Origin of the sequence: Streptomyces sp. NPDC101132 (assembly GCF_044759225.1) — a bacterium.
Classification (GTDB): Bacteria; Actinomycetota; Actinomycetes; order Streptomycetales; family Streptomycetaceae; genus Streptomyces.
In genome coordinates, this window is the sequence record NZ_JBIVYX010000001.1 from 767,386 (window position 1) to 780,154 (window position 12,769).

Consider the following 12,769-nt stretch of genomic DNA (forward strand, 5'->3'; position numbering starts at 1 on the left):
GTCGAATCCTGAGAGGTCACGTGCCCCCATACCCAGCAGTAGCAGGCAAAGCTGGGTAATTCCTGTACGAGGCACGAGGGGGAACCCGCCCATGACGCCCATGACCGGTTCACGAGTGGTAGCGCTGGGGCACTACCAGCCCGCCCGGATCCTCACCAACGAGGACCTGGCCGCCATGGTCGACACGAGCGACGAGTGGATCAGGTCCCGGGTGGGCATCAGGACCCGCCGGATCGCCGGCGACGACGAGCCCGTGGACGCGCTGGCCGCCGAGGCGGGCGCGAAGGCGCTGGCCCAGGCCGGGCTGACGCCGGCCGACGTCGACATGGTCCTGGTCGCCACCTCGACCGCGATCGACCGCTCGCCCAACACGGCCGCCCGGGTCGCCGCCCGGCTCGGCATGGGCTCCCCCGCGGTGATGGACCTCAACGTGGTCTGCGCTGGCTTCACCCACGCCCTGGCCACCGCGGACCACGCCGTCCGCGCCGGGTCGGCGACGCGCGTGCTCGTGATCGGCGCCGACAAGATGACCGGGATCACCGACTGGAACGACCGCACCACGTGCGTGCTGACCGGCGACGGCGCGGGCGCGGCCGTGGTGGAGGCCGTGCCGGAGGGCGAGGCGCCGGGGATCGGCCCGGTGCTGTGGGGCTCGGTGCCCGAGATGGGGCACGCGGTGCGGATCGAGGGCACCCCGCCGGTGTTCGCGCAGGAGGGCCAGTCCGTCTACCGCTGGGCGACCACGCAGCTGCCGCCGCTCGCCCGCAAGGCGTGCGAGAAGGCCGGGACCTCTCCCGAGGAGCTGGCCGCGGTCGTGCTGCACCAGGCCAACCTGCGGATCATCGAGCCGCTCGCGGAGCGGATCGGCGCGGTCAACGCGGTGGTGGCCAAGGACGTGGTCGAGTCGGGCAACACCTCGGCCGGCAGCATCCCGATGGCGCTGTCGAAACTGGTGGAGCGCGGGGAGGTCGCCGCCGGCGCCCCGGTGCTGCTGTTCGGCTTCGGCGGCAACCTGAGTTACGCGGGCCAGGTCATCCGCTGTCCGTAGGCGGCCTGGCACCTGGGTCGTACCCGGGTTGGTCCCCCGGTCTGACGTGGCGGGGCGGCCGGGCACGGAGCATGGAGGGGCACGTACGCCCGAGCCGGAAGGCCCCTCCCATGAACCGCAGGTCCCTCGCCCTCACCCTCGTGACGACCGTCGCCGGCGTGGGCTTCGGCGCCGCCGTCGCCGTCCCGGCGGCGGCCGACTGGTACCAGAACCGGCACGAGGAGTCCGCGGCCTACGCCAGCGGCGCCGAGGCGAAGCGTGAGCGCGGCACGGTGCCGGGCTGGCTGCCGGACGGGGCGCGCGAGGTCCGGTACGCGATGCGGACCACCGGCGGCGACCGGCTGATCAGGGCCACCCTGCCGGGCGGCGCGCTGCCGGAGGGGTGCCGGGCCGTCCCGGACGCCACGACCGGCGCCGCGCCCTCGCTGAAGGCGGGCTGGTTCCCGGAGGACGCCCGCGGCCGGGCGACCGTCCGCTGCGGCGCGTACTACGCGTACCTGGACGGCGACACCCTGTACGGCTGGCAGCACCACGCCGACTGGGTCACCGAGAACAGGACCCGCGCAGCGGGCTGACCTCCGGATATGCGGGTGAAGAGCACTCCGAACCCCTGCTATTGTTGTCCATGTCGCCGCGGGAAACCGGGGCGCTCACCCGGTCCGGGTGGCGGAATGGCAGACGCGCTAGCTTGAGGTGCTAGTGCCCTTTATCGGGCGTGGGGGTTCAAGTCCCCCCTCGGACACAGAGGTCGACCGACCAGAAGGAGCCGGTCACAGTGACACAGTCACTGTGACCGGCTCCTTTCGTTCCGCTACCGGACGGGGGCGCTGTACGTGGTGCCGAAGCCGTCCTTCCGGAAGTACACCTTGGCCGGGGTGACCTTGCCCTTGATCGTGATGGTGCCGGTGGCCTTTTCGCCCTTGTAGAGCTCGACGGCCTGGAGGTTGTCCTCGGCTCCGAAGACCTCGGCGGAGTGCTTGGCCCCGCTCGTGTCCGTGACCTCGAAGTAGAGCGGGTTGACGGAGACCTTGTCGTCGGTGTTGTTGACCACGGTGACCCGGATCGCCGTGTAGTCGGCGTCCTCGTGCAGCGCCGTGGGCTTGAACCGGACCTTCTTCGCCGTCAGCGTGACCGGCAGCGACTCCTCCTTCTGCTGCACCTTCGCCGGAGCGCTCCCGGCCTGTGACGGCGCTGACGGTGCGGCGGAGGCCGTGGCCCGGGACTGCCGGACGCGGTCCGCGTCCTCGTCGCCCAAGACGCCGAGGACCGCCCCGCAGCCGGCCATGAGGACGAGGGCGCCGGCGGCGGCGCCGCAGCCGATGCCGACCTTCGCCCCGGTGCTCATCCCGGGCTTCGGCGGCGGAGCCGGCCAGCCACCCTGCGGGCCGGGCGGCATCCCGGGCTGCTGCGGCGGGTAGGGCTGCTGATGGCCGTAGGGCCCCTGGTACGGGTGGTGCGGGGGCTGTCCCTGTGGCGGGGGTGGAGTGGCCATGCGGATGCTCCTGTCCGTGGGCTCGCCCTGAGCCCTGTTTCGCCCGGTGACCACACAGGTGCCGGCTGGCGGCACCCTGGTCGGGCCGATCTCTTGGGGCCAGGGTGATTACACAGCACTGCGCGTGCGTTCGCCGCCGCTATGCGTAAACAGGGCCGGGGCCCGTGCGGCGGGTCGCACGCGCCGTCGCCTGGGGGGATGGAGGGGGCGTACAGGTTCCGTGGAGGTTTGGGGGCGGTGGGGGCGGGGCGCTGACCAGTGGTGATGGGTTCGCACGGGGGATCTTCCAGCAGGGTCCCGCCCGGGCTTCGGGTGGGGTACCGTCACCGGCGCTGTGCGGAAAGGAGTGTGGTCCCTTGCGCGAGTTCAGCGTCCCGCCCGTGGTCACGGCACCGCCCGTCGGCGGGCTGGCCGATGCCGTGTTCGAGCACGCCCTCGACGACCCCGGCCGGGTGGTGCTCGGCCGCAAGGTGGACGGCGAGTGGCGGGACGTCACCTCCGCCACGTTCCGGGACGAGGTGCTGGCGCTCGCGAAGGGGCTTCTGGCACAGGGCGTACGGTTCGGCGACCGCGTCGCGATCATGTCGCGGACCCGGTACGAGTGGACGCTGTTCGACTTCGCGCTGTGGGCGGTCGGCGCCCAGCCGGTGCCGGTGTACCCGACCTCGTCCGCGGAACAGGTCTACTGGATGCTGTTCGACGCCGGCGTCAGCGCCTGCGTGGTCGAGCACGAGGACCAGGCCATGACGGTCGGCTCGGTGGTGGACCGGCTGCCGATGCTGGCGCGGCTGTGGCAGCTGGACGCCGGCGCGCTGGAGGAGCTGTACGCGGCCGGGGCGGCGGTTCCGGAGGACGTGGTGCACCGGCACCGGCGGGCGGTGACCCCCGATTCGGTGGCCACGGTGATCTACACCTCGGGGACCACCGGCCGGCCGAAGGGCTGCGTGCTGACGCACGCCAACTTCATGTACGAGACGGACACGATGGTCGCCCGCTGGGAGCCGGTGTTCCGCTCCCGGCCGGAGGACGAGCCGTGCACGCTCCTCTTCCTGCCGCTGGCCCACGTCTTCGGGCGGATGGTGGAGGTGGCGGCGGTCCGGGCCCGGGTGAAGCTGGGGCACCAGCCGGTGCTGGCGGCCGAGCAGCTGCTGCCGGACCTGGCCGCGTTCCGGCCGACGTTCGTCCTCGCGGTGCCCAACGTGTTCGAGCGGGTCTTCGCCGCCGCCCGGCGCAAGGCGGAGACCGAGGGCCGGCTGGGGCCGTTCGACCGGGCGGTGGAGACGGCGGTGCGCTACGCGGAGGCGAGGGAGCTGCGCGCGTTCGGTGCCGGCCCGGGCCCTTCGGCCTCGCTGCGGGTGCAGCACCAGGTGTTCGAGAAGCTGGTGTACGGGAAGGTCCGCGAGGCGCTGGGCGGCCGGGTGCGGCACGCGATGTCGGGCGGTTCCGCGATGTCCCGGCGGCTGGGCCTGTTCTTCGAGGGGGCGGGGGTGACCGTCTTCGAGGGGTACGGGCTGACGGAGTCCTGCGCGGCGGCGACCGCGAACCCGCCGGGCGCGACCAAGTACGGCACGGTGGGGCCGCCGATCCCGGGCACCGCCGTGCACATCGCGCAGGACGGGGAGGTGTGGCTGTACGGGCGGCACGTGTTCGCCGGCTACCTCAACGACGCGCGGTCCACGGACGCGGTGCTGCGGGACGGCTGGCTGGCCACGGGTGACCTGGGGCGGCTGGACGAGGACGGGTACCTGACGATCACCGGGCGGAAGAAGGAGATCCTGGTGACCTCCAACGGCAAGTCCGTCTCCCCCGCGGCGCTGGAGGAGCGGGTGCGGTCGCACCCGCTGGTGTCGCAGTGCATCGTGCTGGGCAACGACCGCCCGTACGTCGCCGCGCTGCTGACCCTCGACCCGGAGGGGGTCGCGCACTGGCTGGCGATGCGGGGCCGGCCGGCGATGGGGCCGGCGGAGCTGGTGCGGGACGAGGCGCTGACGGCCGAGGTGCGGCGGGCGGTGGTGGCGGCGAACACGCTGGTGTCGCGGGCGGAGGGGATCCGTACGTTCCGGGTGCTGGCGGAGCCGTTCACGGAGGAGGGCGGGCTGCTGACGCCCTCGCTGAAGCTGAAGCGGCGGGCGATCGAGAAGGCGTACGCGTCGGAGGTGGCCGCGCTCTACCAGGAGTGAGGGAGCACCGCCGGAGCTCGCCGTCCGCCCCCGGATCACAATCTGATGGATCGTCAATTCAGGCCCGCGCATTTATTGACGGTTCATCAGGTCGCACCCAGAATGCGGGGATTCCGAAGGAGGGACCTCATTCATGTTGCGACCGATCCGCACCCTCGCCGTGGCCGCGGCGGCCCTCGCGCTCGCTTCCGTGTCCGCCTGCAACTCCGCCTCCAACGCGCCCTCCGGGGACGACGGGAAGAAGACCGGCGCCGTCCGCGGGGTCACCGCGGACACCATCACCGTGGGCGGCATCGTCTCGATGACCACCGCGAGCGGCTACAGCAAGAAGGACACCGACCTCGGCGCCCGCGCCCGCTACCTGCGCGCCAACGAGGAGGGCGGCGTCAACGGCCGCAGGATCGACTACCTGGGCGCCGAGGACGACGGCCAGGACCCGGGCAAGAACACCGCCGCCGCGCGCAAACTCGTCCAGCAGGACAAGGTCTTCGCGGTCGCCCCGATGAGCTCGGTCACCTTCTCCGGCGCGGACTTCCTCCAGCAGTCGAAGGTCCCGGTCTTCGGCTGGGGCACCACTCCCGCCTTCTGCGGCCCCTCCTACATCTACGGCTTCAACGGCTGCCTCGTCCCCATGCCCGGCGGCACCCTCAACCAGACCTGGCCCGAGGGCATCAAGCAGGTCCTCGGCGGCGCCGCCGGCAAGTCCGTGGCGATCATCGCCAACGACAGCGACGCCGGGAAGTTCGGCATCCGCACCTTCGGCCGCGGCTTCGCGGCCGCCGGCTTCAAGGTCGCGTACGCAAAGCCGTCGGTGCCCGCCGCCTCCGTGCCGACGGACTGGTCGGCGTACACCAAGGAGATCCTGCGCAGCAACGACGGCAAGGCGCCGGACGCGGTGGTCTCGGTGATGCAGACGCCCAACAACATCGGCCTGTTCACCGCCCTCAAGCGCAGCGGCTACCGCGGGGTGCTCACCGACCCCACGGACTACGACCCGGGCCTGCTGGCCAAGGACGCGACCCGGATGGCGCTGGACGGCGTGCACGTGCTGCTGCAGTTCCAGCCCTTCGAGGCCGACGACCCGAACATGGCGCAGTTCAAGGCCGACATCAGGAAGGCGTCCGGCGGCAAGGACGTACCGCTCAACATGCACATGCTCACCGGCTACATGAGCGCCGACCTCTTCCTGGCCATCGCGGAGAAGGCCGGCAAGGACCTGACGCCGGAGTCCTTCCAGGCCGCGGCCCGGGGCTTCTCCGACACCGGGACGCTGGTGGGCGACCGGGCCGAGCCCAAGGGCCAGAAGGAGAGCTTCGGGTGCGGGGCGCTCGTACAGCTGAAGGACGGCAGGTACCAGGTGTCCGTCCCCTTCAGGTGCCACCCGCCGATCCCCTTCTCGTAGGCCCGCCGCCATGGGGGATCTGCTGGGCTTCGTCCTGAGCGGTCTGGTCTCCGGCGCGCTGTACGCCCTGCTGGCCACCGGCCTGGTGCTGTCGTACTCCGCGTCCGGGCTGTTCAACTTCGCGCACGGCGCCACCGCCTACCTGTGCGCGCTGGTCTTCCACGAGCTCCACTCGGGCCTGGGCTGGCCCGCCGTCCCCGCCGCCCTGCTGGTGGTGGGGGTACTGGCCCCCGGCCTCGGGTGGGCGCTGGACCGGCTGATGTTCCGCAAGCTCGCGCGGGTGGGCGAGACCGCGCAGCTGGTGGCCACCATCGGTCTGCTGGTGGCGCTGCCGGCCGCCGGGCTGTGGGCGGTGGAGCTGCTGGCGGAGGCGGGGGCGGACGTGGTGCCCGCGGAGAACCAGTTCGGGCTGCCGGGCGTGGGGCCGAGCCCCGCGGTGTCCTGGCAGCTGACGGACGGGGTCGGGGTGGACTCCGACCAGCTGATCACCTGGGTGGTGACCGCGCTGGTCGCGGTGGGGCTGTGGCTGCTGCTGCGGCACACCCGGCTGGGGCTGCTGCTGCGGGCGGCCGTGGACAACCGCACCCTCACCGAGCTGCGCGGGATCAGCGCCGACCGGCTCTCCTCGGTCGCGTGGATGCTGGCCTCGGGGCTCGCGGGGCTGGCCGGCGTGCTGGCGACCCCGCTGCTGGGCCTGTCGGCCCACGACTACACCCTCTTCCTGTTCGTCTCCGCGACGGCCGCGGTGCTGGGGCGGTTCGCCTCGGTGCCGGTGGCCTTCGCGGGCGGGCTCGGGCTGGGGGTGCTGCAGAACCTGGTCGCCGGGTACGCGTCCTTCGCCGAGGGGATCACCGGCTTCCGCACCGCGGTGCCGTTCCTGATCCTGTTCGCCGGACTGCTGGTACTGACCCGGCGGCAGCGGACCGCCGGCACCGCGGCCGCCGCCGACGCGCCGCCGCCGGACCACCTGGCGGGTGCCACCTGGGCGCGGCGCTGGGGACCCTGGACGGGGGCCGCGGTGCTGGTGGCCGTCGCGCTGTACACGGTCACCACGCCGTTCTGGAGCGGGCTGCTGGCCCAGGGGCTGGCCCTGGCGCTGGTGTTCATGTCGTTCACGGTGGTGACCGGCCTGGGGGCGATGGTGTCCCTCGCGCAGGCCACGTTCGTCACCGGGGCGGCGCTGGTGGCGGGGCTGCTGATGAGCCACGGGTGGCCGTTCGTGGCCGCGGCGCTGGTGGGGACCTGTGCGGCCGCGGTGCTGGGGGCGCTGGTGGCGCTGCCCGCGCTGCGGCTGGGCGGGCGGTCGCTGGCGCTGGCCACCCTGGCGCTGGCCTTCCTGGCCGACCAGGTGCTGTTCCAGCTGCGCTGGCTGCGGAACGGGGACGCCGGCTGGTCGGTGCCGCGCCCCGTGGCCGGGCCGGTGGACCTGGCCGACGACCGCGCGTTCGGCGTCGCGATGCTGGTGCTGGTGGTGCTGGTGGCCTGGGGGCTGACCGCGCTGCGGAGTTCGCCGTGGGGACGGGCGATGCTGGCGGTCCGGTCCGCGCCGGCGGCAGCGATGGCCTCGGGGGTGTCGGTGCTGCGGACGAAACTGCTGCTGTTCACGGTGTCCGCGGGGCTCGCCGGGTTCGGGGGCGTGCTGTACGCCTCGTACAACACCCGTATCACCGCCACCGACTTCACCGCCCTGACGGGCCTGGTGTGGCTGGCCGTCGTGGTGGCCGCGGGGGTGCGGAGGCCGCAGTACGCGGTGGTGGCCGGGCTGGTCTTCGCCCTGGCCCCGCACGTGCTGGGGCAGTGGGTCACCTCGTCCGCGCACCTGCCGGTGATCCTCTTCGGCCTGGCGGGCCTGGCACTCGCCAACGACCCGGACGGGTACTGCGCGGCCGTTCCGCTGCGCTTGGCCCGGAGAAGGGGGTCGGGCGCCGGTCCCGTGCCGGGCGCTGCGGTGCCGGTTCCCGTGCCGGGCGCTGCGGTGCCTGGGCAGGTGCAGGCCCAGGGGCCCGGCGCCGAAGCGGAGGTCTCCCCCACCCGCCCCTTCCCGAAACCGGGGGCGAGCCCCCGGACCCCCGTGCCGGGCGCGGCCGTGGCCGGCACGGCGCCGCTCCGCGCCTCGGCACAGGTCCGCCCGGGCGCGGGGAGCGCCGAGTCAGGCGCAGAGAACGCAGGGAGCACCGGGGAAAGGGGCAGCGGGACCGCCGCGCCCGCACGGGCAGACGCCGAAGACGGCGCGGCGACCGCGGCCAGGCGGACCGCCACCGGAGTCAGCACGGAGGCAACCACCGAACAAGCCACCACCGGAGGCAACACGCAGGCCACGCAAGCCACCACCGGACAGAGAACCACCGAACACGGCACCGCGACCCCGCCCGCACGAGTGGGGGCCGCGAGCGGTGCGGAGGGCGCCTCCGGGTGGGCGGGATCCGGGGCCACCGCACGGGCCGCGGGCACCGGCACCGCGCGGGCGCTCGACGGAGGCCCGCAGCCGGGCGACGGAGCGGTCGCCGCGCTGGAGTTGCGGGGGGTACGGGCGGGGTACGACGGCGGGGAGGTGTTGCGCGGGGTGGACCTCGCGGTGCGGCCCGGGGAGATCGTCGCCGTGCTGGGTCCCAACGGGGCCGGGAAGAGCACCGCCTGCCGGGTGGCGGCCGGCCTGCTTCGCGTCACCGCCGGCTCCGTACACGCCGCCGGGCGCGAGGTCACCGCGTACGGTCCGGTGCGCCGCGCCCGCGACGGGGTGCTGCTGGCACCGGAGGGCCGCGGGGTGTTCCCCGCCCTCACGGTCGAGGAGAACCTGGCCCTGCGCCTGGCAGCCCCGGCCGAACGCGACGCGGTGTACGCCCGGTTCCCGCGCCTGCGCGAGCGGCGCCGCACCCCCGCGGGCTCCCTCTCGGGCGGCGAACAGCAACTGCTGGCCCTGGCCCCGCTGCTCCAGCGCCCACCCGGAGTCCTGGTCGCCGACGAGCCGTCGCTCGGCCTGGCGCCCCGCGTGGTCGACGAGGTGTACGCCCTGCTCGGCGAGCTGCGGGCGGCGGGCACGGCGCTCCTGCTGGTCGAGGAGAAGGCGGCCGAGATCCTCGGCATCGCCGACACCGTCGCGTACCTGGCCGACGGCCGGGTGGCCTGGTGCGGGCCGCGCACCGAGGTCGAGGCGGACCGGCTCACCGAGGCCTACCTGGGGGTGCGCGGATGACCGGGTACGTGCTGACCGCTGAGGCCGTGGGGGTCCGCTTCGGCGGGGTCCGCGCCCTCGACGGGGTCTCCCTGGGCCTGCGTGCCGGAGAGGTGTGCGGGCTGATCGGGCCGAACGGGGCGGGCAAGACCACCCTGTTCGACGTGCTGTCCGGGATACGCCGGCCCGACGCCGGCTCGGTACGCCTGGACGGCGCCGACATCACCCGCCGCTCCCCGGTCTGGCGGGCCCGCCACGGGATGCGCCGCACGTTCCAGCGCCAGCAGCTGTTCGGGCAGCTCAGCGTCACCGACAACCTGCTGGTAGCCCAGGAGTGGCGCGGCGGCCGGGGCCGGGCGCTCACCCGGAAGCGCCGGGAACGGGCCGCGACGGTACTGGCCGACTGCGGGATCGAGGCGCTCGCCCACACCTACGCCGGGGCGCTGCCCGTGGGGCGGGCCCGCATGGCGGAGCTGGCCCGTGCGGCGGCGGACCCGCCCCGGGTACTGCTGCTCGACGAACCGGCCTCCGGCATGTCCGCACCGGAGCGGGCTCAGCTGGCCACCGTCGTAAGGAACCTGGCAGTACGTGAGGGGTGCGCGGTGCTCCTGGTCGAGCACAACGTGGCCTTCGTCATGGAGCTGTGCACCCGAGTGGTCGTACTGGACCTGGGCACGGTACTGGCAGAGGGCACCCCGGCCCAGGTACGGGCGAACAGCGCGGTGCGGGAGGCGTACCTGGGCAGGTGACGGGGGCCAGCACGGCAATGCCGGCGCCTGACCCGGCATGCCCGCACCCCACCCACTCACCCACCCAACCCTCACCCACCCACTCCCCCTGGCGGGAATACCCCGCCCCCATGGCCGGTTGTCGCTGGCCGTACCGTCCGACGACGCGAGGGAAGCCCCCACCGTGAACCAGGTCCCCACCATCCGCCTCAACAACGGCACGCTCATGCCCCAGCTCGGCTACGGCGTCTGGCAGGTGCCGGACGCGGAGGCGGCGCAGGCCGTCGGAACCGCGCTGGAGGCGGGCTACCGCAGCATCGACACCGCGTCGATCTACGGCAACGAGGCGGGCACCGGCAAGGCGATCGCCGCGTCCGGGCTGCCGCGCGAGGAGCTGTTCGTCACCACGAAGCTGTGGAACGGACCGGAGGAGCGCTGGGGCCGGGACAACGTGCTGCGCGAGTTCGACGCGTCCCTGTCGAAGCTGAACCTCGACCACGTCGACCTGTACCTCATCCACTGGCCGCGCCCGGCGCGCGAGGACTACCTCGCCATCTGGAAGGTCTTCGAGGAGATCGCGGAGAGCGGGCGGGCGAAGGCCGTGGGCGTGTCGAACTTCCTGCCGGCCCAGCTGGAGCGGCTGCGGGCCGAGAGCCCGCTGGTCCCGGCGGTGAACCAGGTGGAGCTGCACCCGCTCTTCGCCCAGGCCGAGCTGCGCGCGCTGCACGCCTCGATGGGCATCGCGACCGAGGCCTGGTCCCCGCTGGGCCAGGGCAAGGAGCTGCTGACCCGGCCGGCCGTGACCGCGGTGGCGGAGAAGCACGGGCGGAGCGCCGCGCAGGTGGTGCTGCGCTGGCACCTCCAGCACGGCACGATCGCGATCCCGAAGTCGGTCACGCCCGCCCGCATCCGGGAGAACCTGGACGTGTTCGGCTTCGAGCTGGACGCGGCGGACATGGCCGCGCTGGACGCGCTGGAGTCGGGCCGCCGGATCGGCCCGGACCCGGCCGTCTTCGACGTCTGAAGGGGCGGTCGCCGCGCGGCAACCGGCCTGGCGGCCGGCCGAGCCCGCCTGGCGCAGGCGGTACGACGGCTCCGTCGACGCGGCCTCTGACCGACGCAGCTTCGGTGCACGACCCGCGCCCCCCGTCAGACCGCCCGCAGCCGGGTTCGCAGGAGGCAGAACTCGTTCCCCTCGGGGTCGGCCAGGACGTGCCAGCTCTCGCTGCCGGTCTGGCCGACGTCGACCGGCCTGGCGCCGAGGGCGAGCAGGCGTTCCAGCTCGGCGTCCTGGTCGCGGTCGGTGGGGTTGACGTCGATGTGCAGGCGCAGCTTCCCCGTCCGCGGGTCGTCGCTCGGGCTGAGGAGGAGGGTGGGCTGCGGGCCGCCGTGGCCGACGTCGGGCGGCCCGATCTGGATGGCGCCGTCGTCCTCGCGGCCGAGTTCGGTGAAACCGAGGACCTCGCTCCAGAAGGCGGCGAGCGCCTCGGGGTCGGCGCAGTCGATGACCAGCTCACTGATGCGGCATGCCATGCCGGTGAGTGTAGGAGGGCACCGATCGGCGCCGTCGAGGGGCCTTGCGGCGCGCCCCGGCCGCCCGCCCGAAAGCCGAAAGACGGTAGCAGGGTCAGCGGCAGGGCCCGTCCGGATCGGGCAGCCGCCCGAAGGCCAGCAGGCGGTAGCGGGGGTCGGGGCGGGGCCGGTCCGGGTCGGGCAGCGCCAGCAGCCGGTCGGCGAGTTCCCCGGCGGCCGGGCCGGTGGCGGCGATCCGGGCGGCGTACCGGCCCTTGAGCAGGGCCTCGGCGGCCCGGCGGGGGCTGCGGCCCTGGCCGTGGCCGGTGAAGTGCGCCTCGCCGACGGGCCGCAGGCCCGCGGCGGCCGCGTACGCGGTGACCCGCACCGCCCCGTCGGCCGGATCGGCGGTCAGGTGCGGGGCCAGTACGTCGTCGACGTCGCAGCCCACGTCGTGCGCGGCGTCCTTGTCCACGGTGGTCACGAAGACTCCCCCGGGCGCCAGCACGCGGGCGGCCTCCGTCACGACGGCCTGGGCCAGGCCGGGGGCGCGCAGCAGGTGGAGCAGCCAGACGGCGCCGACCGCGTCCACGGTGCCGTCCGGCAGCGGCAGCCGGGTGGCGTCCGCGCGTACCACCGGTACGCCGCGGCGGACCGCGGTGGCGGCCATCCCGTGCGAGGCATCGGCGCCCAGCACCCGCAGGCCGGGGCGGGCCAGGCGGGCGGTGACGATGCCGGTGCCGCAGCCGAGGTCGAGGAGGGTGCGGGTGGCGGGCGGGAGGAGGCCGAGGACGGCGCGGGCGGCCGCCTCGGCACGGGGGACGCCGCCGCGGGTGGCGTCGTACTCCGCGGCTTCGGCGTCGTAGTCCACGAGCGGACGGTGCATCAGGAGGCGCCGTGGGCGGGGGCAAGGGTGTGGACGCGTTCGGCGAGGGCGAAGTCCCGGTCGGTGAGGGCGCCGCCGGCCGCGTGGGTGTTCACGGCGAGGCGGACGGTGTTGTAGCCGAGGGTCAGGTCGGAGTGGTGGTCCAACTGGTCCTGGACGGCGGCGATCCCGAGGACGAGCGCGGCGGCGGCGAAGTGCGAGTCCAGGCGGAAGGTGCGGGCGAGGCGGTCGCCTTCCACCGCCCAGCCGGGCAGTTCGCGCAGCCGGTCCTCGATCTCCTTCTGCGACAGCGGCTCCATGGCCATGGGTGCTCCCTTCGGGCCTGCGCGGCCGGGACCGCGGCGGGCCC

General features: G+C 74.1%; 11 protein-coding genes and 1 tRNA gene. 8 read left to right on the forward strand and 4 right to left on the reverse strand.

Features of this window, described 5'->3' with window-relative positions; all coding sequences use genetic code 11:
* Positions 1–100: 100 nt before the first annotated feature.
* The 3 genes from ACIQUR_RS03455 to ACIQUR_RS03465 all read left to right on the forward strand — a co-directional run bounded on the left by ACIQUR_RS03455 (position 101) and on the right by ACIQUR_RS03465 (position 1,790).
* A complete protein-coding gene (locus ACIQUR_RS03455; protein WP_403657468.1) occupies positions 101–1,048 on the forward strand; it encodes a beta-ketoacyl-ACP synthase III in 948 nt (315 codons plus the stop codon).
* Positions 1,049–1,158: 110 nt separating this feature from the next.
* Positions 1,159–1,623 (forward strand): hypothetical protein, encoded by a 465-nt coding sequence (locus ACIQUR_RS03460; RefSeq protein WP_403657471.1) that lies wholly within the window; start codon positions 1,159–1,161, stop codon positions 1,621–1,623.
* 82 nt (positions 1,624–1,705) lie between these two features.
* Positions 1,706–1,790: transfer RNA gene (locus tag ACIQUR_RS03465), tRNA-Leu, on the forward strand.
* A gap of 69 nt (positions 1,791–1,859) precedes the next feature.
* Here ACIQUR_RS03465 and ACIQUR_RS03470 read toward each other — a convergent pair.
* Positions 1,860–2,540, reverse strand: coding sequence for a DUF4352 domain-containing protein (locus ACIQUR_RS03470; RefSeq protein WP_403657474.1), 681 nt, complete (start codon positions 2,538–2,540; stop codon positions 1,860–1,862).
* Between the two features lie 356 nt (positions 2,541–2,896).
* On the opposite strand from ACIQUR_RS03470, the gene ACIQUR_RS03475 reads away from it, so the two are divergent.
* From ACIQUR_RS03475 to ACIQUR_RS03495, 5 genes are all read left to right on the forward strand, one after another.
* Complete coding sequence (locus tag ACIQUR_RS03475; protein ID WP_403657477.1) at positions 2,897–4,720, forward strand: AMP-dependent synthetase/ligase; 1,824 nt, start codon at positions 2,897–2,899, stop codon at positions 4,718–4,720.
* Positions 4,721–4,853: 133 nt separating this feature from the next.
* Positions 4,854–6,122 carry an ABC transporter substrate-binding protein gene (locus ACIQUR_RS03480; RefSeq protein ID WP_403657480.1) on the forward strand — a complete coding sequence of 423 codons (1,269 nt, stop codon included), beginning with the start codon at positions 4,854–4,856 and terminating at the stop codon, positions 6,120–6,122.
* Positions 6,123–6,132: 10 nt separating this feature from the next.
* Positions 6,133–9,315, forward strand: a complete 3,183-nt coding sequence (locus ACIQUR_RS03485) for an ATP-binding cassette domain-containing protein (protein ID WP_403657483.1) — start codon at positions 6,133–6,135, stop codon at positions 9,313–9,315.
* Positions 9,312–10,043, forward strand: a complete 732-nt coding sequence (locus ACIQUR_RS03490) for an ABC transporter ATP-binding protein (protein ID WP_403657486.1) — start codon at positions 9,312–9,314, stop codon at positions 10,041–10,043. Before ACIQUR_RS03485 ends, ACIQUR_RS03490 begins: the two co-directional genes overlap by 4 nt.
* 163 nt (positions 10,044–10,206) lie before the next feature.
* Positions 10,207–11,046, forward strand: a complete 840-nt coding sequence (locus tag ACIQUR_RS03495; protein ID WP_403657489.1) for an aldo/keto reductase — start codon at positions 10,207–10,209, stop codon at positions 11,044–11,046.
* Between the two features lie 125 nt (positions 11,047–11,171).
* Here the strand turns inward: ACIQUR_RS03495 and ACIQUR_RS03500 are convergent, their stop codons facing one another.
* From ACIQUR_RS03500 to ACIQUR_RS03510, 3 genes are all read right to left on the reverse strand, one after another.
* Positions 11,172–11,555: a VOC family protein gene (locus tag ACIQUR_RS03500; protein WP_403657492.1), complete on the reverse strand. Its 384-nt coding sequence runs from the start codon at positions 11,553–11,555 to the stop codon at positions 11,172–11,174.
* 94 nt (positions 11,556–11,649) lie between these two features.
* The gene (locus ACIQUR_RS03505; protein WP_403657495.1) at positions 11,650–12,420 is read right to left on the reverse strand and encodes a class I SAM-dependent methyltransferase; all 771 of its coding nucleotides are present in this window, start codon (positions 12,418–12,420) and stop codon (positions 11,650–11,652) included.
* Positions 12,420–12,725, reverse strand: coding sequence for a 4a-hydroxytetrahydrobiopterin dehydratase (locus tag ACIQUR_RS03510; RefSeq protein WP_403657498.1), 306 nt, complete (start codon positions 12,723–12,725; stop codon positions 12,420–12,422). The genes ACIQUR_RS03505 and ACIQUR_RS03510 overlap by 1 nt, the downstream gene beginning before the upstream one ends.
* Between the last annotated feature and the right edge of the window lie 44 nt (positions 12,726–12,769).

What these genes read in the sequence shown, in the direction of transcription:
- ACIQUR_RS03455 (WP_403657468.1), top strand. Translation starts at nt 101, where the DNA reads ATGACCGGTTCACGAGTGGTAGCGCTGGGGCACTACCAGCCCGCCCGG.
- ACIQUR_RS03460 (WP_403657471.1), top strand. Translation starts at nt 1,159, where the DNA reads ATGAACCGCAGGTCCCTCGCCCTCACCCTCGTGACGACCGTCGCCGGC.
- ACIQUR_RS03470 (WP_403657474.1), bottom strand. Translation starts at nt 2,540, where the DNA reads ATGGCCACTCCACCCCCGCCACAGGGACAGCCCCCGCACCACCCGTAC.
- ACIQUR_RS03480 (WP_403657480.1), top strand. Translation starts at nt 4,854, where the DNA reads ATGTTGCGACCGATCCGCACCCTCGCCGTGGCCGCGGCGGCCCTCGCG.
- ACIQUR_RS03485 (WP_403657483.1), top strand. Translation starts at nt 6,133, where the DNA reads ATGGGGGATCTGCTGGGCTTCGTCCTGAGCGGTCTGGTCTCCGGCGCG.
- ACIQUR_RS03490 (WP_403657486.1), top strand. Translation starts at nt 9,312, where the DNA reads ATGACCGGGTACGTGCTGACCGCTGAGGCCGTGGGGGTCCGCTTCGGC.
- ACIQUR_RS03500 (WP_403657492.1), bottom strand. Translation starts at nt 11,555, where the DNA reads ATGGCATGCCGCATCAGTGAGCTGGTCATCGACTGCGCCGACCCCGAG.
- ACIQUR_RS03505 (WP_403657495.1), bottom strand. Translation starts at nt 12,420, where the DNA reads ATGCACCGTCCGCTCGTGGACTACGACGCCGAAGCCGCGGAGTACGAC.
- ACIQUR_RS03510 (WP_403657498.1), bottom strand. Translation starts at nt 12,725, where the DNA reads ATGGCCATGGAGCCGCTGTCGCAGAAGGAGATCGAGGACCGGCTGCGC.